26 protein-coding genes and 3 tRNA genes are annotated in these 26,019 nt (G+C 69.2%); 21 read left to right on the top strand and 8 right to left on the bottom strand.

Translation table 11 applies throughout. From position 1 onward, the window contains the following. Positions 1–33 precede the first annotated feature (33 nt). From KZ829_RS00925 to KZ829_RS00915, 3 genes are all read left to right on the top strand, one after another. A tRNA-His gene (locus KZ829_RS00925) sits at positions 34–109 on the top strand. A gap of 182 nt (positions 110–291) precedes the next feature. Continuing rightward, on the top strand, positions 292–810 hold the full coding sequence (locus tag KZ829_RS00920) for a SigE family RNA polymerase sigma factor (RefSeq protein WP_220141979.1): 519 nt from the start codon (positions 292–294) through the stop codon (positions 808–810). Beyond that, positions 803–1,588 (top strand): hypothetical protein, encoded by a 786-nt coding sequence (locus KZ829_RS00915; protein ID WP_220141978.1) that lies wholly within the window; start codon positions 803–805, stop codon positions 1,586–1,588. The genes KZ829_RS00920 and KZ829_RS00915 overlap by 8 nt, the downstream gene beginning before the upstream one ends. A gap of 60 nt (positions 1,589–1,648) precedes the next feature. Here KZ829_RS00915 and KZ829_RS00910 read toward each other — a convergent pair whose 3' ends face one another. Then, entirely contained in the window at positions 1,649–2,899 is a 1,251-nt protein-coding gene (locus tag KZ829_RS00910; protein ID WP_220141977.1) for a L,D-transpeptidase, read from the bottom strand. Positions 2,900–3,042: 143 nt separating this feature from the next. Further along, on the bottom strand, positions 3,043–4,269 hold the full coding sequence (locus KZ829_RS00905) for a L,D-transpeptidase (RefSeq protein ID WP_220141976.1): 1,227 nt from the start codon (positions 4,267–4,269) through the stop codon (positions 3,043–3,045). A 138-nt stretch (positions 4,270–4,407) separates the two neighbouring features. Here KZ829_RS00905 and KZ829_RS00900 point away from each other — a divergent pair. The 5 genes from KZ829_RS00900 to KZ829_RS00880 all read left to right on the top strand — a co-directional run bounded on the left by KZ829_RS00900 (position 4,408) and on the right by KZ829_RS00880 (position 6,779). Then, positions 4,408–4,480 (top strand) — tRNA-Lys (locus KZ829_RS00900). A gap of 250 nt (positions 4,481–4,730) precedes the next feature. Continuing rightward, complete coding sequence (locus tag KZ829_RS00895; protein ID WP_220141975.1) at positions 4,731–5,720, top strand: polysaccharide deacetylase family protein; 990 nt, start codon at positions 4,731–4,733, stop codon at positions 5,718–5,720. A 99-nt stretch (positions 5,721–5,819) separates the two neighbouring features. Continuing rightward, positions 5,820–5,892, top strand: a tRNA-Lys gene (locus tag KZ829_RS00890). A gap of 48 nt (positions 5,893–5,940) precedes the next feature. Beyond that, entirely contained in the window at positions 5,941–6,099 is a 159-nt protein-coding gene (locus KZ829_RS00885) for a hypothetical protein (protein ID WP_220141974.1), read from the top strand. 47 nt (positions 6,100–6,146) lie between these two features. Next, on the top strand, positions 6,147–6,779 hold the full coding sequence (locus tag KZ829_RS00880) for an NADPH-dependent FMN reductase (protein WP_183224862.1): 633 nt from the start codon (positions 6,147–6,149) through the stop codon (positions 6,777–6,779). Here KZ829_RS00880 and KZ829_RS00875 read toward each other — a convergent pair. Next, positions 6,772–8,316 carry a sulfatase family protein gene (locus KZ829_RS00875; RefSeq protein ID WP_246634884.1) on the bottom strand — a complete coding sequence of 515 codons (1,545 nt, stop codon included), beginning with the start codon at positions 8,314–8,316 and terminating at the stop codon, positions 6,772–6,774. The genes KZ829_RS00880 and KZ829_RS00875 overlap by 8 nt on opposite strands. A 178-nt stretch (positions 8,317–8,494) precedes the next feature. Between KZ829_RS00875 and KZ829_RS00870 the strand changes: the two genes are divergently transcribed. From KZ829_RS00870 to KZ829_RS00860, 3 genes are all read left to right on the top strand, one after another. Next, positions 8,495–8,653 carry a hypothetical protein gene (locus tag KZ829_RS00870; protein ID WP_183224861.1) on the top strand — a complete coding sequence of 53 codons (159 nt, stop codon included), beginning with the start codon at positions 8,495–8,497 and terminating at the stop codon, positions 8,651–8,653. Positions 8,654–8,722: 69 nt separating this feature from the next. Next, positions 8,723–9,895 carry a cytochrome P450 family protein gene (locus KZ829_RS00865; protein ID WP_220141973.1) on the top strand — a complete coding sequence of 391 codons (1,173 nt, stop codon included), beginning with the start codon at positions 8,723–8,725 and terminating at the stop codon, positions 9,893–9,895. 25 nt (positions 9,896–9,920) lie between these two features. Then, on the top strand, positions 9,921–10,499 hold the full coding sequence (locus tag KZ829_RS00860; RefSeq protein ID WP_220141972.1) for an FIMAH domain-containing protein: 579 nt from the start codon (positions 9,921–9,923) through the stop codon (positions 10,497–10,499). Between the two features lies 1 nt (position 10,500). Here the strand turns inward: KZ829_RS00860 and KZ829_RS00855 are convergent, their stop codons facing one another. After that, positions 10,501–11,166: a DUF305 domain-containing protein gene (locus KZ829_RS00855; protein ID WP_220141971.1), complete on the bottom strand. Its 666-nt coding sequence runs from the start codon at positions 11,164–11,166 to the stop codon at positions 10,501–10,503. Positions 11,167–11,301: 135 nt separating this feature from the next. On the opposite strand from KZ829_RS00855, the gene KZ829_RS00850 reads away from it, so the two are divergent. Then, positions 11,302–12,732 carry an LVIVD repeat-containing protein gene (locus KZ829_RS00850; protein ID WP_220141970.1) on the top strand — a complete coding sequence of 477 codons (1,431 nt, stop codon included), beginning with the start codon at positions 11,302–11,304 and terminating at the stop codon, positions 12,730–12,732. Between the two features lie 30 nt (positions 12,733–12,762). Here the strand turns inward: KZ829_RS00850 and KZ829_RS00845 are convergent, their stop codons facing one another. Next, positions 12,763–13,908 carry an RsbRD N-terminal domain-containing protein gene (locus KZ829_RS00845; protein WP_220141969.1) on the bottom strand — a complete coding sequence of 382 codons (1,146 nt, stop codon included), beginning with the start codon at positions 13,906–13,908 and terminating at the stop codon, positions 12,763–12,765. An 88-nt stretch (positions 13,909–13,996) separates the two neighbouring features. Here KZ829_RS00845 and KZ829_RS00840 point away from each other — a divergent pair, with 88 nt between their 5' ends. From KZ829_RS00840 to KZ829_RS00830, 3 genes are all read left to right on the top strand, one after another. Then, positions 13,997–15,223 carry a YncE family protein gene (locus tag KZ829_RS00840; protein WP_220141968.1) on the top strand — a complete coding sequence of 409 codons (1,227 nt, stop codon included), beginning with the start codon at positions 13,997–13,999 and terminating at the stop codon, positions 15,221–15,223. Positions 15,224–15,279: 56 nt separating this feature from the next. Beyond that, complete coding sequence (locus KZ829_RS00835) at positions 15,280–15,678, top strand: hypothetical protein (RefSeq protein WP_220141967.1); 399 nt, start codon at positions 15,280–15,282, stop codon at positions 15,676–15,678. Between the two features lie 168 nt (positions 15,679–15,846). Continuing rightward, positions 15,847–16,608 carry a hypothetical protein gene (locus KZ829_RS00830; RefSeq protein ID WP_220141966.1) on the top strand — a complete coding sequence of 254 codons (762 nt, stop codon included), beginning with the start codon at positions 15,847–15,849 and terminating at the stop codon, positions 16,606–16,608. A 258-nt stretch (positions 16,609–16,866) separates the two neighbouring features. Here KZ829_RS00830 and KZ829_RS00825 read toward each other — a convergent pair whose 3' ends face one another. Both KZ829_RS00825 and KZ829_RS00820 read right to left on the bottom strand, forming a co-directional pair. Further along, positions 16,867–17,085, bottom strand: a complete 219-nt coding sequence (locus KZ829_RS00825) for a DUF397 domain-containing protein (RefSeq protein ID WP_188126958.1) — start codon at positions 17,083–17,085, stop codon at positions 16,867–16,869. A 40-nt stretch (positions 17,086–17,125) separates the two neighbouring features. Continuing rightward, a complete protein-coding gene (locus KZ829_RS00820; RefSeq protein WP_220141965.1) occupies positions 17,126–17,974 on the bottom strand; it encodes a helix-turn-helix domain-containing protein in 849 nt (282 codons plus the stop codon). 248 nt (positions 17,975–18,222) lie between these two features. Here KZ829_RS00820 and KZ829_RS00815 point away from each other — a divergent pair, with 248 nt between their 5' ends. The 3 genes from KZ829_RS00815 to KZ829_RS00805 all read left to right on the top strand — a co-directional run bounded on the left by KZ829_RS00815 (position 18,223) and on the right by KZ829_RS00805 (position 21,084). After that, on the top strand, positions 18,223–18,864 hold the full coding sequence (locus KZ829_RS00815; RefSeq protein WP_220141964.1) for a GOLPH3/VPS74 family protein: 642 nt from the start codon (positions 18,223–18,225) through the stop codon (positions 18,862–18,864). 62 nt (positions 18,865–18,926) lie between these two features. Further along, a complete protein-coding gene (locus KZ829_RS00810) occupies positions 18,927–20,462 on the top strand; it encodes an APC family permease (RefSeq protein WP_220141963.1) in 1,536 nt (511 codons plus the stop codon). A gap of 10 nt (positions 20,463–20,472) precedes the next feature. After that, positions 20,473–21,084, top strand: coding sequence for a GNAT family N-acetyltransferase (locus KZ829_RS00805; protein ID WP_220141962.1), 612 nt, complete (start codon positions 20,473–20,475; stop codon positions 21,082–21,084). A 14-nt stretch (positions 21,085–21,098) separates the two neighbouring features. Here KZ829_RS00805 and KZ829_RS00800 read toward each other — a convergent pair whose 3' ends face one another. Next, positions 21,099–21,641 (bottom strand): hypothetical protein, encoded by a 543-nt coding sequence (locus tag KZ829_RS00800; protein ID WP_308285289.1) that lies wholly within the window; start codon positions 21,639–21,641, stop codon positions 21,099–21,101. Between the two features lie 568 nt (positions 21,642–22,209). On the opposite strand from KZ829_RS00800, the gene KZ829_RS00795 reads away from it, so the two are divergent. The 3 genes from KZ829_RS00795 (at position 22,210) to KZ829_RS00785 (ending at position 25,899) form a co-directional block, all read left to right on the top strand. After that, on the top strand, positions 22,210–23,886 hold the full coding sequence (locus KZ829_RS00795) for a cellulase family glycosylhydrolase (protein ID WP_220141960.1): 1,677 nt from the start codon (positions 22,210–22,212) through the stop codon (positions 23,884–23,886). Positions 23,887–24,001: 115 nt separating this feature from the next. Then, a complete protein-coding gene (locus tag KZ829_RS00790; RefSeq protein WP_220141959.1) occupies positions 24,002–24,544 on the top strand; it encodes a SigE family RNA polymerase sigma factor in 543 nt (180 codons plus the stop codon). Further along, positions 24,541–25,899 (top strand): TolB family protein, encoded by a 1,359-nt coding sequence (locus KZ829_RS00785; protein WP_220141958.1) that lies wholly within the window; start codon positions 24,541–24,543, stop codon positions 25,897–25,899. Before KZ829_RS00790 ends, KZ829_RS00785 begins: the two co-directional genes overlap by 4 nt. Positions 25,900–26,019: the final 120 nt, after the last annotated feature.

The raw sequence follows: 26,019 nt of genomic DNA, 5'->3' as shown, positions 1-26,019 counted from the left end.
TTGTCCAGCGTCGCCGGTAAAAGGGCGGCCATGGTGGTCGTAGCTCAGTAGGTAGAGCACCGGGTTGTGGTCCCGGGTGTCGCGGGTTCGAATCCCGTCGATCACCCCATGTGAAAGGCCCCGTCGAGAGACGGGGCCTTTTTTCGTTTCCCGCCCTTCGGAACACCGGAAGATTTCTCGCGGGATCGGGCAACCTTTTCGGTCCGGCGGGCCACAGGGGTGTGGATCATTCGTCGTCCCCAGGAGTCTCCCCCTCATGCCCCGCATCCCCTGACGGACAGGAACAGTCACTTGTCCGACCTTGGCACCGAATACGCCTTCCGGCGGTTCTTCGACGAGCATCACGCCGACATGTCCCGGCTCGCCTACCTGGTGACCGGCGACTCGCAGGCCGCCGACGACCTGGCGGCCGACGCGTTCGTGGAGGTGTGGCGGCACTGGGAACGCGTCCAGGCGGCGGACAGCCCGGTCGCGTACGCGCGGGGCATCGTGACCAACCTGGCCCGCCAGTGGATCAAGAAGCAGAGCCGGGAGCGGTCCGGTCTGCTGCGGCTCGGCCTGCTGCGCCGCGACCGGGCGGAGAGCGACACCCCCGCGGTCCTCGACGTGCGAGCGGCGCTGCAGCGCCTTCCGCAGCGGCGTCGCGAGTGCGTCATCCTCCGGTACGCGTTCGACGTGCCGGAACGTGAGGTAGCCACCATCCTCGGCATCTCGGTCGGCGCCGTGAAGAGCCACACCTCGCGGGGCGCCGCCCAGTTGAGCGAGTTCCTGCGCGGGATACCGCTGGCGACGGGACGTCGTCATGGCTGAACATCTCCAGCCCGAGCTGGGTGCGGCGCTGCGCCGGGAGGCCGAGCGGCACACGCCGGACCGGGTCGCGATGCTCACCCGGATCGCCCGGCGCCGTGCCGAGCCGGCCCGCGGCCGGTGGGCGTTCTCGTTGCGCCCGATGGCCGCCGCGGCGTCGGTGGCCGCCACCATCGTGGTGGGTTTCACCGGAATCCGGCTGGCCGGTGACGAGCCCACCCCGGATCCCGCGCCGGCCGCCACCGGCTCACCGGCGCCGTCGGAGTCCGGGGCCGCGCCGCCGCGGCCCGGCCGTACCCCGAAGGGGAAGCCCACGGAGACCGGCCGCCGTCCGGACCGGGGCACCGTCCCCACCCCCGGTACGGTGCCGGTGGTTCCGGTGTGGAAACCGGCCGACGACTTCCTGAGCTCCAGCGCCGTCCTCGACGAACACTCGGCCGGCACCTGGGCGCAGGGCAACGTCACCCTGACCACCACCGAACCGGTGACCGAACTGGACGTGGTGATCGGCGTGGCCCGGACCGGGGGTGTCCAGGAGGCCGGGAAGTGGACGTCGATCCCGGCGGGGATGATCTCCATGGCCGTGACCGCGGAGAAGAACGTGCTGTACTACCGCTTCACCCTCGAACCGGGCGCCCCGCTGGCCCCGGGCAGCTACGTCTTCGCGGCGCAGTACACGCACGCCGAGGGCGACCGGGACCCGAGCGGCGACAACTACGGCGCGGTCGCCACCGCCGGCCCGAAGAGGGCCGCGGTGACCGGGGCGTTCCCGGCCGCTTGAGCCGAGACGAACGTGGGCCCCGGTGCGGATCGCACCGGGGCCCACGCCGTCGTTCCGGGGCTAGAGGTAACTGCCCTTCTTGTACTCCGCGTAGCTCATGTTCCAGTCGGTCCAGCCGTTGCCGTTCTTCAGCTTGTCCTCGGTGCCGGTGACGGTGATCACGTCACCCATCATGGTGCGCTGGAACAGCCACTCACCGAGCGCCTCGGAGACGTTGACGCAGCCGTGCGAGACGTTGCGCTTGCCCTGCACGCCCTCGGACCACGGGGCGGCGTGAATGAACTGGCCACTGTAGGTGATCCGCTGCGCCCAGTCGATCGGGGTCTTGTAGCCGTTCACCGGGTCCTCGTCGGTGGTGTCGAAGACGGTGTGTGCCGCCTTCTCCATGATCACCATGGTGCCGCTGGAGGACGGGGTGCTCGGCTTGCCCAGGCTCACCGGGATCGTCTTGATGACCTTGCCGTCCTGCTTGACGGTCATCTTCTTGGTCTTGTTGGAGACCGTGAGGATCATCTCGCGGCCGATCTTCAGGTCCACCGTGAGGTCGGACCGGCCGTACCACCCGTCGCCGAGCTCCACGCCCTTGAGCTTCACGTCGTAGAAGACCTTGGAGCCGGCCTTCCAGTACGCCTGCGGCCGGAAGTGCACCTCGGTGGAGCTGATCCAGCGCCAGGTGCCCTCCTGCGCGGGCGTGGCGGTGACCACCATCCGGCGCTCGACCTCGGCCCGGTACTTCTCCGGGATGGCCCGCCCGAACTTCATGATCAGCGGCATGCCGACGCCGACGGTCTGCCCGTCACCCATGAAGCTGGTCACCCGCACCAGGTTCGACGGCTCTTTCATGGTGGTGAAGGAACTGGTGGCGGAGTTGTTCTTGCCCTCGGCCGCCGGGCTGGTGACGGTCACTGTGTACTTCGTGCCCCAGGCCAGCGACTTGGCGGGGCGCCAGAGATTCTGGTCCTTGTCCAGGGTGCCCTCGACCTCGTCGCCCTTGGCGTTGGTGACCTTGACCTCGGTGTTGTCCGGGTCCTCGCTGTCGAACTTCACCTCGGACCAGAGCTCGACGCTCTTCGCGTCCTGCGCGGGGGAGGTCACCGCGACGGTGCTCAACGTGGGCGCGGCGGAGGGAGCCGATGACGCACCGGCGGCCCCGTCGCCGCCACCCTGCCAGGACGGCTCGTCCTTGCCGCCGCTGCACGCGGCGGTCAGCAGCAGGGTGCCCGCGAGCATCGCGGCCAGGGTCAGGCGCAACCGGCTCCGGCCACTTCGGGCAGCCGGACCGGCCTGCTCCGCCGACCGAATTCCATCCATCTCCATGGTCTCCTCACGGCGTCGTTCTCCCCGGCGCCCAATAGTGCCCCGCGAAACAGCGTCGCACCAATACCGGTTTCGTGCCGTGACCGGTGCAACGCCATCGATGTACCCCACCGGGTAGGAAGAACCACGCCGGGTGATCAGAGAGCGCTGCCCTCCTTGAACTTCTCCCAGCTCACGTCCCACGGCGTCCAGCCGTTGCCGTAGTCCAGCTCGTCACCGGTGCCCTTCACGGTGACCGGGTCGCCGATCAGGGTCTTGCCGAACAGCCACCGGGCGTTCGAGGGGGACACGTTGACACAGCCGTGTGACACATTCGTGCGTCCCTGTGCGCCGGTGGACCACGGGGCCGAGTGGATGTACTGACCGCTCCAGGTGAGTCGCTGCGCGTACTCGATGTCGGTGCGGTAACCGTCGGCGCCGTCGGTGTCGGTGGTGTCGAAGACGGTCGCGGCCTTCTTCTCCATGACCACCATGTGGCCGCTGGACGACGGCGTGCTCTTCTTGCCGAGGCTCACCGGGATGGTCTTGACGACCTTGTCCCCCTGGAGCACGGTCATCTTCTTCGAGGCGTTGTCGACCTTCATCTCGAACTTGCGGCCGATCTTGACCTTGGCCGAACGGTCCTGGTCGCCGTGGCGGCCGCCGCCGGTGGGCAGCCCGCCGACCGCGATCCGGACGGTCATCTCGGTGCCGGTCTGCCAGTAGTCGGGCGCCCGGTAGTAGGCCTGGGTGCCGCTCGACGTCCACGACCAGGTGCCCGGCTGCGACGGCGAGGTCTCGACGAACATCCGCTTCTGGACGGCGGCGCGATCCGCCTTCTTGATTCCCGGGTTGAACTCGACGACCACCGGCATGGCCACGCCGTACGTGTTGCCGTCGAAGAGGTAGAGCCCGGTGCCCGTCTCCCGGGCCGGCGCGCCCATCGTGGTGAAGGTGGTGTTCGCCGTCGTGGTCTGTCCGTCACTTCCGGTGGCGACGACCTTGGCGGCGTACGTCTGTTTGGTCTTGAGGGGTTTGGCCGGCACCCAGGCCGAGCCGTCCTCGCGGAGCTCGCCCGCGACGGCCTTGCCCTTGGCGTCGGTCAGGGTGACCGAGGTGACCTCGCCGCCGCTGACCTTGAGGCCGATCTCCGCGCTCACCGGCACGTTCTTCTTGTCGGTGGCGGGTGTGATGGTCAGGGTGACCGGGCCGCCGGCCGTGGACGTGCTCTCGGTCACCGGCGCGCCGGAGGCGCCGGGGGTGGAGCTCGCCGTCGTGGCCGGGTCGGCGAAGGCGGGTTTGGCATCGTCGTCGCCGCAGGCAGCGAGGGGTGCGATCAGGCCAAGCGCCATGATCGCCGCCAGAGAGCGGCGGAGGTGAACCATCGTCGGGCCCCGTTCTGGAGTTCTCAGCGCTGACATCCTGACGCATGGACGCAAGCCGTGCCTCCCCCTTCGGGTGACTGGTGGCCGATTACAAGGATCTTCCGAGGTCGTGCTAACGTTTTCCCCGTTGTACGGCGAGCGTCGCTAGCTCAACTGGCAGAGCAGCGGACTCTTAATCCGCGGGTTGTAGGTTCAAGTCCTACGCGACGCACTCTCCAAGCACACGAAGCCCCAGCCCCCGGCTGGGGCTTTTTCTTGCCCTCCGCCGGTGTTTCCGGGATCGCCTCGATAGTTGCGGCCAGCCAAAGCGGGATCCATCGCCTAAGCACTGTTCCCACGCTCCGAAAGTTTCGAAAATTTACCGGCTCTTAACGGTTGACGCGGTCCCGGTGGCTCCGAACAATGAATCAGCGACGGTCGTCGATCCCTTCCCTGTTCCCCGACACGAAGGTGGATCCCCCATGCGCAAGCTCAGAGTCGTGCTCTGCGGAGTGGCCGGCGTGCTGGCCGCGTCCGGCGCCGTCCTGGTTCCCCTCACCCAGACGGCCACCGCCGCCCCCGCCGCCTGCAGCAGTGGCTACGTCGGTCTCACCTACGACGACGGGCCGAACACCGGCAACACCAACAACCTGCTCAACACGCTGCGGCAGAACGGGCTGCGGGCCACCATGTTCAACACCGGCCAGAACGCGGCGGCCAACCCCGGCCTGGTCCGGGCGCAGGTGGACGCCGGCATGTGGGTCGCCAACCACAGCTACACCCACCCGCACATGCTGACCCTCTCCTCGGCGCAGATGAGCTCGGAGCTGTCCCGCACGCAGAGCGCCATCCAGGCCGGCGGCGGGGGCACCCCGGTGCTCTTCCGTCCGCCGTACGGGGAGACGAACGCCACCCTCCAGTCCGCCGCGTCGGCCCTGGGCATGCGGACGATCATCTGGGACGTCGACTCCCAGGACTGGAACGGCGCCACCACGGCCCAGATCGCGCAGCGGGCCGGCACGCTCACCAACGGCCAGATCATCCTGATGCACGACCAGTACGCCACCACCGTCGCCGCCATCCCGCAGATCGCCGCCGACCTGCGCAACCGCGGCCTGTGCGCCGGCATGATCTCGCCCACCACCGGCCGGGCCGTGGCGCCGGGCGGCGGAACGAACCCCACGACCCCGCCGCCGACCGGTGGTTCCTGCACGGCCACCTACTCCGAGGGCCAGAAGTGGACCGACCGGTTCAACGGCCAGGTGGCGGTCGCCGGGACGAACAACTGGGCGGTCACCGTCACGTTCCGTGCCCCGCAGAGGGTCATCGCGACCTGGAACGCCACGGTCACATGGGACGCCACCGGCTACGTGATGACCGCCCGGCCCAACGGCAACGGCAACACCTTCGGCTTCACCGTCCAGCACGGCGGCAACTGGGCCTGGCCGTCGCTGACCTGCACCGCAACCTGACCCGTTCCCCACGGCCGCGGGCGCTCCCCGGCGCCCGCGGCCACCCCCCGGCCGAAAATCGGGGCCGGGGTAGTGTGTTAGTCTTCCTCCCGTCGAAAGGCGCTGCTAGCTCAACTGGCAGAGCAGCGGACTCTTAATCCGCGGGTTGTAGGTTCGAGTCCTACGCGGCGCACGACCGACCGAGGCCCCACCTGATTCAGGTGGGGCCTCGGTGCTTTCTGTGACTCACCGTGAACCCGGGCGCAGACCCACCTGCCGACGACATGTCGTCCTCGACGTGCACCGGGGATCGGTGACCGAGTCGCTCCAGCTGCCCGCCGGCGACCTGGCCCTGGCCGGCGGCATCGCCCCCACCGAGCTGCCGGCCCGGGCCGGGTAATCCCTTCGGGCGTCCGAACCGGGGCCCGCCCGCCGTATCGTCGCGGAATGACCCGTGTCCTGCTGATCTCGGGAAGCACCCGGGAGGGTTCCCTGCACACCGCCGCCCTGCGGACCGCGGCCCGGTTCGCGCCACCGGAGATCACCACCACCCGGTACGAGGACCTGCGCCACCTGCCCGCCTTCGTCCCCGGCGAACTGCCGACGGGCCCGGTCGCCGAGCTGCGTTCCCTGGTCGACGCCGCCGACGCCGTGCTGTTCAGCACCCCGGAGTACGCCGGCTCGCTGCCCGGCAGCCTGAAGAACCTGCTCGACTGGCTGGTCGACGGCGGCGACCTGGGCGGCAAACCGGCCGCCTGGCTGTCCGTGGTGCGGCCGGGCCTGGACGACGGCGCCCGGGCCGGCCTGGAGTCGGTGCTCGACCACGCGGGCGCCCGGTTGCTGCGGCCCGCGTGCGTCCGGATCCCGTTGGAGATGGCGTCGATCGACAGCGCCGGCATCGTCACCGACGACCGCCTGCACATGGCCCTCCAGGACATGCTGCAGGCGCTCGCCCGGGCCCTCGCCGACTCCCGGCCCCGCCCGCAGCCGTCCTGGCAGGCGCACTCCAGCGTCTACCCGATCGTGCCGGACCAGGGCCCGACCGGGCGACCGTTCATCTGGCCGGGCGGGGTCAGCTGACCGCCCGGGAGGCCTTCCCGCAGGCGTCCGCGCCGACGCAGGTGGCCAGCCCGTGCAGCGCGGTGGTCAACTCGGCGAGCCGTTCCGGCGCCAGCGTGCCGGCCACGTTGGTCAACATGTACGGGTCGGTCTTGCGGTCGAAGTACTCCCGGGTCCCGTCCACGTACTCGATGTAGGTGAACCGCTCGGTGCGCATCGCGTCGTACGACGGCGGGATGTTCTTGCTGTCGTACTGGAAGTCCGGGTCCTTCGGGTCGGTGGCCGGATCGTGGTGCTCGATCAGCGTCGCGTGCCGCCAGTCGGCCGGCGCGTCCCCGCTGAGCAGCGTCTTGAAGCTGCGGCCGTCGCACTCCGGCGACGGCGGCGCTCCGGCCAGGTCGGTGAAGGTGGGCCGCAGGTCGATGTTCGCCACCACCGAGCTGACGCTGCGCCCGGCGCCCACGCCGTGCCCGGCGACGATCAGCGGGACGTTGACGTCGGTGTCGAAGGCGGTCTGCTTGCCGGAGGGCAGCGCGTACTCGCCCATGTGGTAGCCGTTGTCCGAGCTGAAGATCACCACGGTGTCGTCGGCGACCCCGGACTTGGCCAGGGTGTCGCGCAGCGTGCCGACCATGCGGTCCACCGACTGCACCGACTGCACCCGCTTGCGGAACTCCTCGTCCACCCGCCGCGCCTGGTCCTTGGTGAGCTTGAGGTTCGGGGGCAGCCACGCCGAGCCGGCGGGCACCTTGTCGTAGGCCGCGGTGCGCGGCGCCTTCAGCCCCGGGAAGAGCTTCTCGTCCCGCGGCGCCGGCGTGTACGGGCTGTGCGGGGTGTACGTGGAGACCTCGACCATGAACGGCTGCCCGGTCGTCGCCGTGGTGCTGATGAAGTTCGCCGCTTTGCCCGCGATCACGTCGGTGAGGTAGTCCTGCGGCTTCTTGCCGTACCTCTTGACCTGGCCGTTCTCGTTGAGGTCGTAGTCGAAGTTGTCGTAGGCGTTGCCGCCGCCGAACCACTGGTCCCAGCCCGGCGGCACGTAGGGCTTGCCGGTGCCCATGGTTTTCTTGGGGAAGTACTCGTTGAGGTACTTGCCGAGGAACGCGGTGCGGTAACCGGCCGCCTGGAGGTCGGTCGCGATCGTCGACTTCTCCTGGCCACGGCTGTGGAAGAGCCGGAAGCCGCCGTCCGACCCGTGGTTCTTGACGATGCCGGTGTTGTGCGGGAACTGTCCCTTGAGGATCGAGGCGCGCGACGGGCAGCAGAGCGAGTCGGTGACCGTGTAGTTGGTGAAGGTGGTGCCGTCCCGCTGCATCTTCTGCACGTTCGGCATGTACTGCACGAGGTTCATCGACAGGTCGTCGACCAGCACGAACACGATGTTCGGCCGGGTCGGGACACTTTCCGTGGGGCTGCCGGGCACCGCCGCGGACGATCTCGAGGAGGCCGCCGGATGAGCTTCGGCGGGGTCTCCGGCGGGTGCGGCGGGGGAGCCGCATCCGGCCATGGCCAGCAGCGACGTGACGGCGGCGAGGACGCCCAGGGTGCGGAAGGACATGGTGGCGCGGCTACTCCATCTACGAGTGGTCCCAAGGAGGGTAATCGGCCGGTGCCCACCGGTCTTGCGGTGGTTGCTTACCTCTTTCTCAGATGATCTTTAAGAAAGCATGAACAGCCGGGAGCCGGTCGTCGTACCGGCGGATAGTGGACACCTTCCCTGGAGGTGATCCGTACCAGTGGCCAGTACCACCGAACCGCACCGGGCGTACGTCGTCGTCGTGGTGGCTTCCCCGGAGCCGCGACCGCGCCGGTTGCGGCGGCCCACCGCCCGTCGGCCGCACCTGCCGATCCGCCCGCCCCGCGCGCCCCGGGTGCCGCGCCGTCCCGCCGCCTGACCGGGGCTGCCGGGAACCCCATCGACACGTATTGTCGGATTTCGGTTCCCGGCGGCCTGGAGGGGCGAAATGATCGATTTCACCGACTCGGCGTTTCAGAACGACCCCCACCCGACGTACGCCCTGATGCGCCGCACCGGCCCGGTCCGCCGCGTCCGCCTGCCCAGCGGCATGGACGCCTGGCTCGTCACCCGGTATGAGGACGCCCGCCGCGTGCTGGCCGACCCCCGGCTGTCCAAGTCGGTGGCGGCCCTCGGCTCCGCGGCCGGTCAGTCCGCGGCCGGCGGCGCCCTGTCCCGGCACATGCTGGCCGTCGACCCGCCCGACCACACCCGGCTGCGCCGCCTGGTCTCGGCCGCCTTCACGGTCCGCCGGATCGAGGCGCTGCGCCCGCGGATCGAGGTGATCGCCACCGAGCTGCTGGACGCCCTCGACGGCCGGGACCGGGCCGACCTGATCGACGCCTTCGCCTTCCCGCTGCCCATCCAGGTGATCTGCGAGCTGCTCGGGGTGCCGGCCGCCGACCAGGGCTCGTTCCGCGCCTGGTCCAACGTCATCGTCGCGGGCGCGATGTCCGGCGACCGGCTGGGCCCGGCCATCGAGTCGATGATCGGCTACATCCGGACCCTGCTCGCCGAGCGCCGCGAGCACGGCGGCGACGACCTGCTGACCGGGCTTGTCCAGGCCCGGGACTCCGGGGACGGGCTGACCGAGGAGGAGCTCACCTCGATGGTCTTCCTGCTGCTGCTGGCCGGCCACGAGACCACCGTCAACCTGATCGGCAACGGCGCCTACCTGCTGCTGCGCGACCGCGAGCGATGGGAGCGGTTGCGCGCCGACCGCGCGTTGCTGCCCTCCGCCATCGAGGAGTTCCTGCGGTACGAGGGACCCGTCGAGACGTCCACCTTCCGGGTCGCCACCGAGGACCTGGAGATCGGCGGGGAGAAGGTGGCCGCCGGCGACCCGATCGTGGTCGTCCTGCTCTCCGCCAACCGGGACGACGACCGCTTCCCCGGCGCCGACGAGCTGCGGCTGGACCGTCCGCAGAACCCGCATCTGGCCTTCGGGCACGGCATCCACTACTGCCTGGGCGCACCGCTGGCCCGGCTGGAGGCGCAGATCGCGTTCACCGCTCTGCTCGACCGTTTCCCCGGTCTGCGGCTGGCCGTCGAGCCGGAGGAGCTGATCTGGCGGCCCGGCACCCTGCTGCGCGGGCTGACCGAACTTCCGGTCCACCTCTGACCCGTCGCCTGGCATGATGGCCGCCGTGCCGGATCCTCATGACCTCTACCAGCCGACGGCCACCATGCCGGTGGTGGAGCAGCGCGGCGTCTACCGGGCCGCCGACCATCGCCGGGTGGCCCTGCTCGCCGCCGCGGGCTCCGCGGTCGTCCTGTCCGCGCTCGTGGTCTGGCTGTTCTCCGGCGACGACGAGAGCCCGGCGCCGGTGGCCGCGCCACCCGTCGTGGTGGTGACCTCGGCGGCGCCCACCGAGGAACCGTCCCCTTCCGAAGAGGCCCCTTCCGAAGAGGCCACCGCGACGACTCCGGCGGTCACCGTGCGCCCAGCTCGACCGGCCGAGTTGATCGCCGCGCTGAGGGCCGTCGTCGACTCGCTGGAGGACCAGGGCCAGATCGACGACGACGGCGCGGAGGCGCTGGACCGCCGGCTCAAGTCCGCCGCCGACCGGCTGGAGCGGGGCAAGGCCAAGGACGCCGCCCGCAAGATGGACGAGTTCGCCGAGAAGCTCGTCGACCTGCGCGAGGACGACGACATCAGCCAGTCCGCCTTCAACGCCCTGGCCTCCGGCGCGACCCAGGTCCGGGCGGCGCTGCCGGCCCGCTGAGTCAGCTCACACCCAGCTCGGTCATCCGCTGGATCTCGACCAGCTGCTCGATCGCCGTCTCCTTGGCCATCTTGGCGAGCCGTTCCTCCGATCCGGCACGCAGCAGATCGCCCACCATCGTCTCGGCCCCACGGTGGTGTTCGGTCATCATCGCGATGAACCGGCGATCGAAGTCGGCGCCCCGGGCCGCGGCCAGACCGGTGAGAGCCGTCTCGGACTGCATGCCGGGCATCGAGGCATGGTCGTGGGCCGGGTCCGACTCCGGCTCTCCGCGGTCGGCCAGCCAGGTCCGCAGCACCGAGATCTCCGGACCCTGTGCGGCGGTGATCCGGCCGGCGATGTTCTTCACGCCCTGGTTCGTGGCCCGGTCGGGCACCAGATCGGCCATCTGCAACGCCTGCGCGTGGTGGGCGATCATCATCTGGGCATAGGTGACGTCGGCCCTGTTGTAGGTGGACGCGGCGGGCGCCTGCACGTGATCGGAGTCGGTGACGCCGGCCGACTCACCGGGGCGGCCCGGTACGACGACGCGGACCGGGGAGGCCGAGGAGGCCGGCGCGCCCACCGGATCGGCCGGACCGGATGCCCGGGCGGCCAGCACCGCACCCGCGGTGCCGAGAAGGACCACAGTTGCGGCGGTCAGGGCCCATGCGCGTCGGTGTTGCATGTATTTCCTTTCCGGCAGGCGGCCCCCACGATCAGGCTTCGACGGCTATCGTAACGACCGACATCGCTGTCACCGATAGTGCGGACGACACAACTCGCCGTGCGTCATCGGTGCTCCGAAACCGGAAGGAGCTTCATGAAGCATCCTGCCTCACGAGGGCGGTTAAAGCGCCTGGTCTGTATCGGGGCGGCGGCGGTCCTGTCCACTCTGGTCGTCGCCGCGCCGGTCCAAGCGGACCCGGTCGGCATCCCAGGCGTGGACCAGATCGTCAGCAGCCCCAACATCAGGCAGATCGCCAACGAGCCCAAGGTGGGCCCGTTCGCCGCGGAGAACGCGCTCAACAGCGACCTGGTCTTCCAGGGCAAGTACGCGTACGCCGGCAACTACAACGGCTTCACCGTCTACGACATCAGCAGGCCGAGTGACCCGGTGCAGGTCACCCAGGTGCTCTGCCCCGGCTCGCAGAACGACATCTCGATCTGGGGGGACCTGCTCTTCCTGGCGACCGACTCGATCCGCAACGACGACTCCTGCAACAGCGTCTCGGTGCCGAACTCGGAGCCGTCCACCGCGCCCCGCTGGGAAGGCGTCAAGATCTTCGACGTCAGCGATCCGCGCAACCCGAAGTACGTCAAGGCGGTCAAGACCGACTGCGGCTCACACACCCTGACGCTGGTTCCGGGCAAGGGCCACGATCGCTCGGTGTACGTCTACGTCTCGTCGTACAACCTCGACGTGGTGGACCTGCCGAACTGCGCGCAGCCGCACGACAAGATCTCGATCATCAAGGTGCCGCTGAGGAAACCGGACACCGCCGGCCTGATCGCCGCGCCGGTGCTCTTCCCGGACGGCGGTTTCGAGGGTGACGCGGACAGCCGGCGGACCACCGGCTGCCACGACATCACCGCCTACCCGGCCAAGGACATCGCGGCCGGCGCGTGCATGGGCGACGGTGTCCTGCTGGACATCTCCCGCCCGGCGTCGCCCAAGGTGATCACCACCGTGCGGGACGCGGAGAACTTCGCGTTCTGGCACTCGGCGACGTTCAACAACGATGCCACCAAGGTCGTCTTCACCGACGAGCTCGGCGGCGGCGGTGGCGCGGAGTGTCTGCCGTCCATCGGCGCGAACAAGGGCGCCGACGCGATCTACGACATCACCGGCAAGGGCAAGCACCGCAAGCTCGAGTTCCGCAGCTACTTCAAGATCCCCCGGGAGAACGCCGCCACCGAGAACTGCGTGGCCCACAACGGCTCGCTGATCCCGGTCAAGGGCCGCGACATCATGGTCCAGGCGTGGTATCAGGGTGGCATCTCGATCTGGGACTTCACCAACTCTCGCAAGCCGGTGGAGATCGCCTACTGGGAGCGCGGCCCGCTCAGCCTCGACCGGCTGATCGTCGGCGGTTCCTGGTCGGCGTACTGGTACAACGGCCACATCTACTCCAACGACATCCAGAAGGGCTTCGACGTCCTGGAGGTCAGCGACCGCCGCATCGACAGGGCGGAGCGGGAACGGACGTGGCAGTTCAACGCACAGACCCAGACCGACTACCGCAAGTGGTGATCGGCTAGAGAGGCCCGGTGTGACCGCCCATCACACCGGGCCCCGCCATGTGTGCAGCGCCCACCACCAGCGGACGGTCTCCAGCACGGTGAGCCGCTCGCCGAACCCGGTCAGCTCCCGCAGCCGTCGCAGCCGGTAACGCACCGTGTTCGGGTGCAGGTGCAGCGCACTCGCCGTGAGGTCCAGCCGCTGTCCGTGGTCCAGATAGGCAAGCGCCGTGCCGGCCAGTTCCCGGTGGAAATCGTCGGCCGGGTCCAGCGCCGCCAGCAGCCCGTGCCGCAGGAATCCGGCCAGCATCGGCTGCGCCGCCAGCGCCGTCTCCCCGGCCAGCTCGGTCACCTCGCACGGCCCGGTCACACCCCGGGCGCGAGCCGCGTGCAGCGCCAGGCGGGCGAGGCGGTGCGCCTCCGTCGCCTTTTCCAGGGGTACGGGCGGAGTCGTCACCACCAGGGCCGGAGCGACCGTGGTCAGTTCCGGCAGTCGTGGGGTGAGCCCGCACAGCCGGCCCCGTACCGGTCCGAGGATCCCGCCGCACCGGGCGAACGCCTGCTCAAGTTCCCGCACCCGGCCCGGCTCGGCGACGTCCGAGACGGCGCAGTGGTACCGGCCGCCGGGAGTGAGCCCGAACCGGGCCGGATCCACGCCGTCGCTCTCCTCGTCGAGCAGCAGGTGGCGCAGCAGCCGGACCCGGGCGGCCCGCCGGTCGCTGTCGAGCTGCCGCTCCGCCGTCCGGTAGCCGTCCAGCACGTGCCGTTCCAGCGCGCTGCCGTACCGGTCGAGCCGGAGCAGCCCCTGGAGCAGCACGTCGTCGGGCAGGCCGGCGGCCCGGCCGCGAGCGATCGCGATCTCCAGGATCCGGCTGCGGCCGGCATGCACCCCGGACAGCAGCGCCGCCATCGGTACGCCGAGCGCCGCGCCCTCGGCCCCGAACCGGGCCGCCTCGGCGAAGTCGTCACCGGCCGGCTCGCCGGGGCGCAGGAAGGTGGCGCACCCGGCCCGGATCAGCGCGGCGACGTACCGGCGGCTCTCCGCCTTGGGCAGCCGGGCGGCCTCCGGAGACTGGGCGCGGGCCGCGGCCACCACGTCGTCGACCAGCCGGGCGTCGTCGGCCAGCCCGTGCACCAGGGCGGCGAGCGGGTCGGGTTGTGTCCGGGCGACAACGGGGAGCGTCCGCATTGGGTCTCACAACCTATCGATGTGAGTCATCCTCTTGTTCTCCTGGTGTTACCGCAAAGTAACAGGTCACGACATCGATGGGAATCACATGAAGACTCATCTCGTACCCCTCGCTCTCGGCCTTCTGCTCGCCGCGGGCGCGACCGTGGCGCCCGCGCCGGCGGCCGCCGCCCCCGCCCTGCGCCAGGTGATGTTCGTCGGCAACAACTGGGAGGGCACGGTCGACGTCATCGAGGCCAGTGGCTCCTACAGCCGCGTCGGCCGGCTCAACGTGGTGCCGGACCGCACCCAGCGGCTCACCGAGATCTACCTCAACCCGATCCGGCTGGCCTTCTACCTCGGTATCCAGCAGGGGCCGGGGGAGGGGCACGACCAGCTCGTCGACGACATGTACACCACCCCGGCCGGTGACGCCCTGGTGATCTCCCGGCCCAGCTTCGCCGACGTGGTCTCGATCGACCTGACCACCGGGAAGCTGCGCTGGCGGTTCCCGGTCAGCGGCTTCCGCTCCGACCACATGGCGGTCAGCCCGGACGGCCGTTCGGTCGCCGTCTCCGCCTCCACCGGCAACACCGTGCACGTGCTCGACATCGTCACCGGCCGGCAGCTCGGCTCCTTCGCGACCGGCGACAAGCCGCACGAGAACATCTACACCGGCGGCGGCCGCCACCTGTGGAACATGTCGATCGGCGAGGTCAACACCGACCTCGACGCCCCTTGGCTGGACTTCACCAAGGGGGACCGGAAGATCACCGTCGCCGACACGAGCACCTTCCAGGTGGCCCGCACCATCGACATGCGGAACCGCCTGGACGCCTTCGGCCGCAGCGACCTCTCCGACGCGGTCCGCCCGGCCGTCTTCACCCCGGACGAGTCGAAGCTCTACTTCCAGGTGTCGTTCTTCGCCGGCCTGGTCGAGTACGACGTGGCCACCGACAGGATCACCCGGATCCGGGACCTGCCGCAGAACCCGGCCACCGACCCGGACCGCACCACCTGGGTCAACGACTCCCGCCACCACGGTCTGTCGATCAGCCGGGACGGCGCCAAGCTCTGTGTCGCCGGGACCATGGACGACTACGCCACCGTCGTCGACCGGGCCACCCTCACCCCGGGGCCGCTGGTCACCGCGATCAAGCCGTACTGGGCCACGGTGAGCGCGGACGGCCTCGACTGCGTGATCTCCGAGGCCGGCGCCGACCGGGTCACCGCGATCAGCTTCGCCACCGGACAGGCCGTCGCGTCGGTGCCGGTCGGTGACCACCCGCAGCGCGTACGGATCGGCAACATCCCGGTCGGCTGGACCGCCCCCTGAGCCCGTTCCCGGCGCGCCGAAACGGACCTAAGATCATAATCAGGTACTTTCGGGAAATGGCAACGATCCGACGCAGCGCGCTGCTCCGGTCGTTGCCATTCCTGTTCGCGCTCTTCCTCGCCCTCTTCACGGCGGCCGGCCACGGCGCCGGCGAGTCATCCCATCACTCGGCCCACGCGGTCCACGCCATCGGCGACACCGCGCACCCGGCCCGGACGACCGGCGTCATCGCGGATCCCGCCGCCGGTCCGGCCCATGACGCGCATCTGAGCGCGGGGACCGATTCCGTGACGCCCCCGGCCGGGGATACCTCCTACGTCGACGCGGAGTTCGTACGGCGTACCGCTGAGGGAAGCGCGGCCCACCGCGTGCCGGCCCGGACCGGCCTGCCGGCCACGCGGCATGCCGCCGGGATCCTCACCCCGCGCGCGCCGCCCGCGGCCGTCCTCTCCTGACGAACCCGTCTCCCGCGGCCGCCGCGGGCTTCCGCTCCCTGTTGATCGTTTCCGGGCAGATCGTCCCGGCGATCCGCGAGCCCGCCGCCCACCGACCGCCAGCTTCGCCCTGATTCACGCCGCGCACCGAGCCGAACCGAACGGACCACCGTGAACATTCTCGCCGACATGTTGCTGTCCGAGCCCGCCCCGATCGCCGTCTGGGCCGTCCTGATGTTCCTCGCCCTGCCCGCCCTGGTCGTACTGGCCAGCCCGGACGGGGTCCGCAACCCGCGCCTTGAGCTGGTCGAGACGATCACCTGGGTGCGGCTGACCGGGCAGCGGCGAAGGGAGCGGCGGGCGCGGCGAGCGGCGGAGGTGGCGCACGCGCTGCGGTTCGCCGGGGAGGTGCGGGTGGCGGCCACGCAGGCCGGTGAGGCGGTCGACCGCTGGCAGGGGCACTGGCAGGCGGCCGCCGACCGGGTGGACGCGGCCTTCGCGGCGTGGCAGGCCGCGGACGCGGGCTGGGCCCGCTGCCGGGCGACAGCGGCCTTCGGCACGCCCTGGACCCCACAGAACCCCGCGGAGTACGCGTCTCGCGAGCGTTTCCTGCACGATGCGGTCCGGGCCGCCGCCGACCGGGGTGAGCTTCCGGCCGCCGCCGTGGTCGGCGCGCTGACCGGTAGCGGGGGGTGGGACGCCTGGCTGCACCCGGCCGAGCAGGAGGTGGCGGTGTCCCGGGCGTCGGCGGCGCATCTGGCGCTGGTCTACCGGGAGGCGGTGGCCGCGGAGCGGGCCGCCTGGCACGACGTCCAGCTGGCCCGCCGGAGCCGGGACAGTCTGCGGCAGGAGGCGGTGCACGCCGAGGCCCGGGCCACCGTGGTCCGGTCGGCCGCGCCGCCGGCCGGGGCGGGGGAGTTGCGGCGTTCGGCGTTCGCCCAGGCGGCGTGACCCCGATTGCTCACGCTCAGTGGCGCGCGATCAACCCGGGGTCAGCGTTCTGGCCGATCCTCATCAGGAACGAGAGAAGCATTCGTGAATGGTCGGGAATGGAGCGTGAATAGTGATGGCCCTGCCACGGAAAGTGGCAGGGCCGGTGCCGATGCCACGGCGCCCGCGAGCGGATCACCGCGATATCCCTCAAGGTGCAGATGACGAAAGTCGACCTTGACTCAGGCCTTCCATCGGCTCGCACCTATCGGTAGGCTCTCACGAAACGATGTCGAATTCGCCGTCCTTGGCAGAGTCCACGAAGGCGGTCCACTCCGCTGGTGTGAACATGAGGGCCGGTCCACTCCGGTCCTTGCTGTCACGGACGGCAATTCCACCAGCGTCGAGGAATGCGACCTCGACGCAGTTGCTGCCGCCTGTACCGTTACTACGGCTGCCCTTCTTCCAGACGGCCCCGTTGATTTGGTGCGCAAGCAACTCAAGCACCTCCCTTCGATGTGATTGTTCGTCGGGAGTGCTAAGCGACGAGCAGACTCTCGATCATCTTGATGGTCGTGCGATGGTCAAGCGCCATGGCGCTCAATCGCTCGAACTCCTGCCGATACCAGTCAACCATGTCTGGTTGTTCCTCGTACAAGTCTCCCGCAAGGCCTTCCATGTAAACAACATCCAAATGGGTGGTCTCTCGGAACTCCAAAAGCGCTGCCGGGCCGCTCAGGAAGGGGTGCCCACCAGCGGTGAAGGGCAGTATCTGCAGGAAAACATTCGGTAATTTAGCTACCTCGATTAAATGGCGAAGCTGCTCCGTCATGACCTCCGCGCCACCGATCACATGGTGCAGTACGGCCTCGTCCATGAAGGCCGACAACTCGAGCGGACGCTCACTGGTCAGCCGGCCCTGACGGGTCAGGCGCAGCGTGATCCGCCGGTCGATGTGCTCCTCGGGATCGGTCGGGCGTCCGCTTCTCATCAGTGACCGCATGTAGGCGGGAGTCTGGAGGAGACCGGGCACGAGCACCGGCTCCCAGGTCCGCATCGCCGAGGCGGCGGCCTCCAGGCCCACGAAGTTCCCGGGCCGCATGATGTCGCGGTAGTCGGTCCACCAGGTCCGCTCGCGGGACTGCCGGGCCAGCTCGACCAGCGCCTCGCGATAGCTCTGGTCCCGCACGTTGTAGAGAGTGAGCAGGTCACGCACATCCCGCGGGGTGACCGCCACCCGGGCGGTCTCGATGCGGGTCACCTTGGCCGAATGCCACTCGAAGTGGCGTGACACGTCCTGCTGGGTGAGGCCCGCGGCCTCCCGGCATCGTTTGAGCTCCGCCCCCAGCCGGCGGCGACGCAGCGTCGGACCCTCTATATCGGACACCTGGACTCCCCTACGGTCCTGATGGAGTCGATATTACGACCGCTCCCTGACGATCCGGTAACCCATTCATGATCGCTATTTCGAAAAGATCAATAAAGTGGACCTCGGCACCGAGGACTGAATAAGAAGTCTAGTACTTCTTGTATTGACCTTGGTGTTGGGTACATGATGCTCCGGACATCGAGTTCTGTCTTGTTTCCTACATAGGTAAAAGATCATTGGAACTTGCGTCTAAGGGGCGTGACGCAGTGTTGGCTGACCAGTACTACCTGATCGCGCACGAGGACCGGACGGGACGCTCCCGTCTCCATCCTCGTGCGACCGGCCTGGGTCTGGCCGCCGCTTTACTAGCGGAGTTGGTCCTCGAAGGCCGCATCGGCGTCAATGACGGGGATCTGCTCGTACTGGACCGGCGACCGCCCCGGGACGCGCTCAATCACGACATTCTGGACCTTCTGAATGCCCAGCCGCAACACCGTGACCTGCGGACCTGGCTCGCCTTTCTCTCCCAGGACGCCGGACTACGCGTGGCGGAGCGGCTGATGCGGGTCGGGGCCGTGGAACTCGTGACCCGGCGCCGGATGCTGGGCACCACGCAGACGCTCTACATGCCCAATAGTGCCCGGCAGCGCAATGCCGCGGCCTGGGCCTCGACCCGGGTCGCCAACATGCTGGTCCGCGGATTGGATCTCAACCTCACCGACCGCATGCTCGTCGGCCTCGTGGTGGCGACCGGGCTCACACGCCATGTCATGTACGGCTTCGAGAATTATCCGCACATCTACCACGGGTTGCCGAGCATGATCGCCTCCCTCCCCAGCGACCTCCGCGAGCTCGTGGAGTGCACCGAGTCCTCGGTGGGCTCCGCCCTCACGGTCGGTCGGCGGTGAGCCCGGCCGGCCGCCATCAACGCCGACGTGACAACGTCGACATGTGGGCCGAACGGGTGTTGATGGAGCGCAGACGCGCGACTGAACCGGATCTGATCTCGCGTGCGCTGGCCAGCAACCGACTCGGTGTGCCGTCGGTGGTCTTCTTCGGCGTGGCCGGCGCGGCACCGCTGACCGTAATCATCGGTGGGATCTCGACGGTCTATGCGGTGATCGGCCAGACGGCGGCCCCGGTGGTCTACATCGTGGTTGCCGCGATTCTGTCGATCTTCACGGTCGGCTTCGTGGCGATGAGCCGGCACATTGTCAATTCCGGAGCCTTCTACTCCTACATCAGCCACGGGTTCGGCCGTCAGCTGGGCGTGTCCGCGGCGTTCGTGGCCCTACCCGCATACGCCATGATGCAGATCGGTCTATTCGGGCTCTTCGGTGTGGTCGCCTCGGGTGTTCTGGACGCGTTCGGCGTGCAGGCGTCCTGGGTGATCTGTGCGCTCGTCGCCTGGGCGCTCGTGGCCGTGCTCGGCATACTCTGGGTCGACCTCAGCGGCAAGGTGCTCGGCGTGCTGCTGGCCGCTGAGATCGCCGTGGTCCTGGTCTACGACCTGATCATGGTTACCCACCCGGCCGGCGGCACGGTCAGCTTCGCGACGCTGGAGCCGGTCCAGCTCCTCACCCCCGAGGTGGCGGCCATGATGGTGCTGGCCATCGCCGGGTTCGTCGGTTTCGAGGCGACCGTCGTGCTCTCCGAAGAGGCGAAGGACCCGAAGCGGACGGTTGCCCGTGCCACCCACTTCTCGGTGATCGTGGCCGGTCTTCTCCTCGGCGCCTCGGCCTGGGCCATGTCGGTCAGCACGGGGCCGGAGCGCATCGTCGCGGTCGCCCAGGAAGAGAAGACCGACCTGGTCTTCACCCTGGTCGCGCCGCACGTCCCGGAAATCCTGGTCAGCATCGGCTATCTGCTCTTCATGACCAGCATCTTCGCGGCGCTGCTGGCCTTCCACGCCGCGGTCGCGCGTTACCAGTTCGCGCTGGGCCGGGAGGGCGTGCTGCCGAGCATCTGGGGGTACACGCATCCGCGGACCGGCGCGCCGGTGGTCGGCTCGATCGCGCAGAGCATCCTCGCACTCGGCGTGATCATCCTGTACGCGTTCCTCGGCGCGGACCCGCTGGTGTATCTGTTCGCCTGGCTGACCACGGTCGGCGGGCTGGGCGTGCTCATTCTCATGTGGAGCGCATCGGCAGCGGTGGTTGCGTTCTTCCTGCGAAATCCGGGCCGGGAGAACGTCTGGCGCTCGATGGTCGCACCCATCATCGCGTTCTTCCTGCTCAGTATTGTCCTCGACGCCACTGTCATCGGCCTGGGGGACATCCTGCAGGTGTCCGAAGGCTCGCCGTTCCGATGGATCTTCCCGGTCGCATACCTCGTCTGTGCGGTGCTGGGCATCTTCTGGGCGCTGGCGATGCGACGGTGGCGCCCGCACTCCTACGCCATGATCGGGCGCGGCGGCGCCGGGCGGTCCGTCTTCGATCTAGCGGACCTGAACCGGCCACATTCTCACGCGCTCGCGGGCAACAGTCACATGCAGTCGATCAGGTAGGGAAACGTTCATGACCTATGCCATTCAGGAACTCGTGGTCCGGCACGTTTCGCCGCTGGACACCGCCGAGATCACCGGACTCGTGGCGGACGCCATGTGGGACGGCCCAGTCGCGCGTTGGCTCCACCCGGATCCGATGGCACGACGTAGGAACGCCCCCCGATACTTCGAGATCTTCGTCGAGCACGCGGTGCAGTACGGAGAGGTGTACGGCACCACCGATGAGACCGGACGGATGGACGGCGTCGCTCTCTGGTTCCCGCTGACCTCCATGATCCCGCCACCGGCCGACTACGACCGCCGGGTGAAGGAGGCCGCGGAGGATGCGACTGACCGCGTTCACCAACTTGACGCCGCTCTCGACGCCGACCATCCGCTGGAGCCGCACCACTATCTCGCATTCCTGGCCGTGCGCCCGAGCCGGCAGAACCGGGGCGTCGGCAGCGCCCTGCTCGACCGGCACCACGCCAGGCTCGATCGTGCCGGGATCCCCGCCTACCTGGAGGCGAACGATCCCCGTAACCGTGACCTCTACCTCCGGCACGGATACCAGGTCCGGTCCGTGATCGAACTACCCGACGGACCGCCGCTCTGGGCGATGTGGAGGAAGCCTATGGTTTGACCGGGGCGGCCGAGTCATGCGGCCGCTGGGAACTCGTAAGCCCAGAACTGCTCCTCGTCCATGCGTTTGGCGCGCATCGTGCCGCCGGCGAACCGGTTCAGGATCCGCTCGGTGGCGCGGCCCATGTTGCGCTTGACGTCGTTGTATCGGCAGAAGTCGAGGGCGATGATGCCGTTCTGAGCGGCGGCGGTGTTGAACATCGCCTCCATCAGTTCCAGCAGTGCCCGGGATGCGCGGGATGCGCGATCGACCGCGACGAACCCGGCGTACCAGATCCGGCGTTGCCGGTACAGCTCCGGCCATTGCCGTTCAAAGTACTCCGGTGAGATCAGCGGCATCGCGTAAAGATCGTTGCTGAACGTGGCGAGACCGCAGAGGTTGCCCTCCTCATCGAAGCAGACATATTTCTCCACTCGCGGGTCCGACATGACGTCGTCGAACTCCGACTGGTACATGAGGTGGCGCTGTACCGCCAGCGACCGCATCTCGCCGAGAGCGCTTTCGTAGAGCTCCCAAGCGGCCTTGTGCATGTCGTCGTCGGTGATCTGGTCGAGCACTTTGACAAGCATGGCTGCTCCCCTCCGGGCCCCGTGACAGCCGGCCCGCTGCATCGTACTTACGAAGGTCGATTGCAGTTGACCATCAGAGTACGAACTGTAATAGGGCTACGACAATGCGTTGCCGGGAATTCGACGTGCCAATTCCAGTTAGGAGGGATGATTATTGGATGATCTTGTGCAACTTGCAAAGTTGCAGGTAGCAGCGCTGGACAAACCCGCCGGAGTTCTGGTTGGCAATTCTTGCGAGGGTTGCTGGAATCGGTTCTGGAAAGTGCATGATTCCGTGAGTCTGCCTTTCTGCGGAATGCACCGAGTACTAGCCTCCGTGCGATTGGCGTCCTGTTGACGCCTCGCCGCCGGGACTCCCCTTCGACGACGCGGCGGGCATCTCCAGCGAGTCTGCGGGCCGCCGCCGGGCGAGGAGCGCATCCCCCGCTCGCCCCGGGTGGTCCGCAGTCATGTGTGGACATCGATTGACATAGTTTGGCGTCCATACATAGTCTGCCGAGGTGAAGCGGGAGCGCTCCCAAACCCCGTACTCCCGCGCGTCCTAGCTAGGAGCGTCATGTCGCGACTACTCGGCAGGCTGCTCGCGCTCGTCCTGATCCTCGGTGGGATGGCGTGGGCCGGTCCGGCACAGGCGGCGCCCACCGCCGCCGCGATAACGAAAGCCATGCAACCGGGCTGGAACCTCGGCAACACCCTGGACGCCACCGGCGCCGACGAGACCTCGTGGGGCAACCCGCGCGTCACCCGGGAGCTGTTGAGAGGCATCCGCGCCCAGGGCTTCAAGAGCATCCGCATCCCGGTCACCTGGGGCCAGCACCAGGGCCCGGCGCCGGACTACACGATCGATCCCGCCTACCTGGCCCGCGTACAGGAGGTGGTGGGCTGGGCGCTCGACGAGGGCCTCTACGTGATGATCAATATCCATCACGACTCGTGGCAGTGGATCGCCACCATGCCCACCGACCACGACAACGTGCTGGCCCGCTACAACGCCATCTGGACACAGGTGGCCGGCGCCTTCCGGGACACCTCGCCCAGACTGCTCCTGGAGAGCGTCAACGAGCCGCAGTTCTGGGGCAGCACCGGTGACACCGAGAACTACGCGCTGCTCGCCGAGCTGAACACGTCCTTCCACCGGATCGTGCGCGGCACCGGCGGCGGCAACACCAAGCGGTTCCTGGTCCTGCCGACCCTGCACACCAACGCCGACCGGGGCCGCCTCGACGCGCTGGCCGGCGAGTTCACCGCGCTGAACGACCTGAACCTGATCGCCACCGTGCACTACTACGGCTACTGGCCGTTCAGCGTCAACGTGGCCGGCGGCTACCGGTTCGACGCGACCGCGCAGCAGGACCTGCTCGGCACCTTCCAGCGGCTCCGCGACAGCCTGATCAGCAAGGGCATCCCGGTGATCCTGGGCGAATACGGCCTGCTCGGCTTCGACCGGCACACCGGCACCATCGAGCAGGGCGAGAAGCTCAAGTTCTTCGAGCTCTTCGGGCAGCAGGCCCGTGCGTCCGGGGTCACCACGATGCTCTGGGACAACGGCCAGCACTACGACCGTACCGCCGGGATCTGGCGCGACGCCGAACTGTTCGGCCAGATCTCGTCGAGCTGGCGCACCCGCTCCGGCACCGCGGCGAGCGACCTGGTGTTCGTCCGGCGATCCGCGCCGGTCACCGCGCAGACCATCACGCTCAACCCCAACGGCCTCGGCTTCACCCACGTCCGCCTCGGCGAGACCACGCTGCGGCGCGGCCCCGACTACCAGGTCTCCGGCGATCAGCTCACCCTCACTGCCGGGTTGCTCCAGCGACTGACCAGGACCGAGGGGTACGGGGTGAAGGCGTCGCTGTCACTGCGGTTCTCCCGCGGCGTCCCGTGGCGGCTCGACGTGGTCAGTTCCGACACCCCGCAACTGGCCGCCGTGACCGGGCAGACCAGCGCGTTCGCGATCCCCACCACGTTCAACGGGGACCGTCTCGCCACCATGACGGCCACCTACGCGGACGGCAGCAACGCCGGGCCGCACGGATGGACGCCGTACAAGGAGTTCGACCGGGCCTTCGCCCCCGACTACACGGCCGGCACGATCAGGTTGACCCCGGACTTCTTCGCCGAGGTCACCGACGGCGCCCTCGTGAACCTGCGGTTCTACCTCTGGAGCGGGGAGACCGTGACGTACCAGGTCACCCGTACCGGAACCGTGGTGAGCGGAACGCTCGCGGGGTGAGAAATCGTCCGGGCGGCGTGGTGGTTGGGCCACCGTCACGCCGCCCGGCGCTGAAATACCGGCCGCCGGCCCCCAACCATGGGGCCGGCGGCCGGCGTTCTACAAGATTGTGAATGTGGGAGTCGGCGAGGATCGATATCCGGGCTTCCGGGACTTCGTCTCGGCGCGCGGGCCGGCGCTGTCGCGTGCCGCCTATCTGCTGACCGGCGATCACCACGCCGCCGAGGACCTGGTCCAGTCGGCGCTGGCCCGGGTGCTCCGGCACTGGCGGAAGGTCCGGGACGGCGACCCCGAGGGTTACGTCCGCCGGACCATGTACCACCTCCAGATGTCCTGGTGGCGCCGCCGCCGGGTGCCGGAGCGGCTGGCCGCCGCCCCACCCGATCGGGGCGGTCCGGACCCGCACCGCACCATCGCCCTGCGGATGACCCTGGACCAGGCCCTCGACGGGCTCAGCCCGAGGCAGCGCGCCGTGCTCGTGCTGCGCTTCTACGAGGACATGACCGAGGCGCAGGCGGCCGCGATGCTGGGCTGCTCGGTCGGCACGGTCAAGCGGCACACCCACGACGCCCTGTCCCGGCTGCGGACCACGGCGCCACATCTGGTCGACGAGGATCGGCCGGCGCCGGCCGAACGAGCCGTGAGGGGACGGTCGTGACAGCCCGGTTGCGTGGAGCCCTGCGGGAGCGGGCCGACCAGGTCGAGCCCTACGACCTCTACCGCGGCGCGATCGACCTGGCCCGGCGCCGTCGCCGCCGAGGCCGGATCCTCGCCGCGGCGGCCGCCGTCCTGGCCGTCGTGCTGACCGCGATCGTCCCGCTGGACCGGCCGGGCCGCGACCTCCCCGCGGCGCCACCGGCCGCACCGGGCTCCCTGCCGAACCGGGTCGGCGTCCCGCTCTGGGGAACGTCCGAAGTGGAGAACGCGCCGATCGGTGCGGCGAGCGTCGTCTTCGGCGCGCCCGACTGGTGGCCGCTCGGCAGCAAGGGCGACCTGGCCCTGGTCGGCGCGCACGAGGACGTCTACGGCATCTCCCACGATCCCGAGAACTTCCGGTACGCCGGGGAGCATGCCGTGCTGTCCCCGAGCGGGACCCGGCTCGCCACGGTCGGCTCGGTGATCGACCTCGATACCGGCGACCACACGCCCCTGCCCCGCCTCGACGCCGACCTGGTCGTGCCGCAGGCCTGGTCGCCGGACGGACGGCGGCTGGCGGTGACCGCCTACACGGCCGACGGCGAGAGGTTCACCAGCGCCACCCTGCACCTGGTGGATCCGGTGGCCGGAACCTCCCGGGTGATCAGCGATCTCGACCCGCGAACCGACCGTGACGGATACACGGTGGCGTTCTCCCGCGACGGCGGGCGGCTGGCCTTCCAATCGGGCGCGATCGTCACGGTCACCTCGATGGACGGGCGGGTGATCAGCCGGTTCAGGGCGGTCGACGACAGTCGCCTGGCGGGGAAGGGATCCTGGACCCCGGACGGTTTCGGGCTCACCCTCCTCCGGCAGAGCCGCTGCTGCGACGGCGCCGACTACCCGTCCCGATGGAAGCTGATCATGGTTGACCCGGCCACCGGCGAGGAGCGGTCCACACCCGCAATCCGCGAACTGACCGACCTCGTGGCGGTTCGGCTGCTCGGCTGGTCGCCCAGCGGGGAAGCGGTGATAACGGCGTCGTACCCGTTCGCGGGAATCGACGTCACCGGTTTCGAGACCGGTGGCGCACGTCTCGGGGAAGGGCTCACCGACTACGAGTGGGTCCGCAAGACCGAGGTGTGGGCGGTCAGCCCGTTCACCACCCCGCGCACCCTGCTCACCGGCCCCGACCTGCAGATCCGCTCAGTCGATGTGGCCGACGACGTGATCAGCGGCGGCGTGATCCGAGCCGCCCGGCCCCCGAGCGGCCTGGGCCCGTACCTCCGCAACGCCCTGATCCTCACGATCGTAGGCCTCCTCACCCTCCTGGCGATCAGACTGCGAAGGCGCCGGCGAAGCGGGCCCCGATCATGACCAGGGCGCGGAGGAGGCGAGCGTGGCGGGCCCGACCGTGATCAGGGTGCGGAGGCGGCGGGGCGAGCCTAGACCGTGATCAGGGTGCGGAGGCGGCGGCGAGGCGGATTCCGATCGTGA

This window comes from Actinoplanes hulinensis (assembly GCF_019429605.1).
Taxonomy (GTDB): domain Bacteria; phylum Actinomycetota; class Actinomycetes; order Mycobacteriales; family Micromonosporaceae; genus Actinoplanes; species Actinoplanes campanulatus.
The sequence above is the reverse complement of the archived record's forward strand: the minus strand, read 5'-3'. Positions and strand labels throughout refer to the sequence as shown.

Excerpts from the sequence above, each read along its gene's own strand:
- KZ829_RS00840 (WP_220141968.1), top strand. The coding sequence starts at position 13,997 with ATGAAGACTCATCTCGTACCCCTCGCTCTCGGCCTTCTGCTCGCCGCG.
- KZ829_RS00910 (WP_220141977.1), bottom strand. The coding sequence starts at position 2,899 with ATGGATGGAATTCGGTCGGCGGAGCAGGCCGGTCCGGCTGCCCGAAGT.
- KZ829_RS00830 (WP_220141966.1), top strand. The coding sequence starts at position 15,847 with ATGTTGCTGTCCGAGCCCGCCCCGATCGCCGTCTGGGCCGTCCTGATG.
- KZ829_RS00865 (WP_220141973.1), top strand. The coding sequence starts at position 8,723 with ATGATCGATTTCACCGACTCGGCGTTTCAGAACGACCCCCACCCGACG.
- KZ829_RS00905 (WP_220141976.1), bottom strand. The coding sequence starts at position 4,269 with ATGGTTCACCTCCGCCGCTCTCTGGCGGCGATCATGGCGCTTGGCCTG.
- KZ829_RS00880 (WP_183224862.1), top strand. The coding sequence starts at position 6,147 with ATGACCCGTGTCCTGCTGATCTCGGGAAGCACCCGGGAGGGTTCCCTG.
- KZ829_RS00915 (WP_220141978.1), top strand. The coding sequence starts at position 803 with ATGGCTGAACATCTCCAGCCCGAGCTGGGTGCGGCGCTGCGCCGGGAG.
- KZ829_RS00875 (WP_246634884.1), bottom strand. The coding sequence starts at position 8,316 with ATGTCCTTCCGCACCCTGGGCGTCCTCGCCGCCGTCACGTCGCTGCTG.
- KZ829_RS00835 (WP_220141967.1), top strand. The coding sequence starts at position 15,280 with ATGGCAACGATCCGACGCAGCGCGCTGCTCCGGTCGTTGCCATTCCTG.
- KZ829_RS00895 (WP_220141975.1), top strand. The coding sequence starts at position 4,731 with ATGCGCAAGCTCAGAGTCGTGCTCTGCGGAGTGGCCGGCGTGCTGGCC.
- KZ829_RS00850 (WP_220141970.1), top strand. The coding sequence starts at position 11,302 with ATGAAGCATCCTGCCTCACGAGGGCGGTTAAAGCGCCTGGTCTGTATC.
- KZ829_RS00855 (WP_220141971.1), bottom strand. The coding sequence starts at position 11,166 with ATGCAACACCGACGCGCATGGGCCCTGACCGCCGCAACTGTGGTCCTT.
- KZ829_RS00795 (WP_220141960.1), top strand. The coding sequence starts at position 22,210 with ATGTCGCGACTACTCGGCAGGCTGCTCGCGCTCGTCCTGATCCTCGGT.
- KZ829_RS00810 (WP_220141963.1), top strand. The coding sequence starts at position 18,927 with ATGGAGCGCAGACGCGCGACTGAACCGGATCTGATCTCGCGTGCGCTG.
- KZ829_RS00845 (WP_220141969.1), bottom strand. The coding sequence starts at position 13,908 with ATGCGGACGCTCCCCGTTGTCGCCCGGACACAACCCGACCCGCTCGCC.
- KZ829_RS00805 (WP_220141962.1), top strand. The coding sequence starts at position 20,473 with ATGACCTATGCCATTCAGGAACTCGTGGTCCGGCACGTTTCGCCGCTG.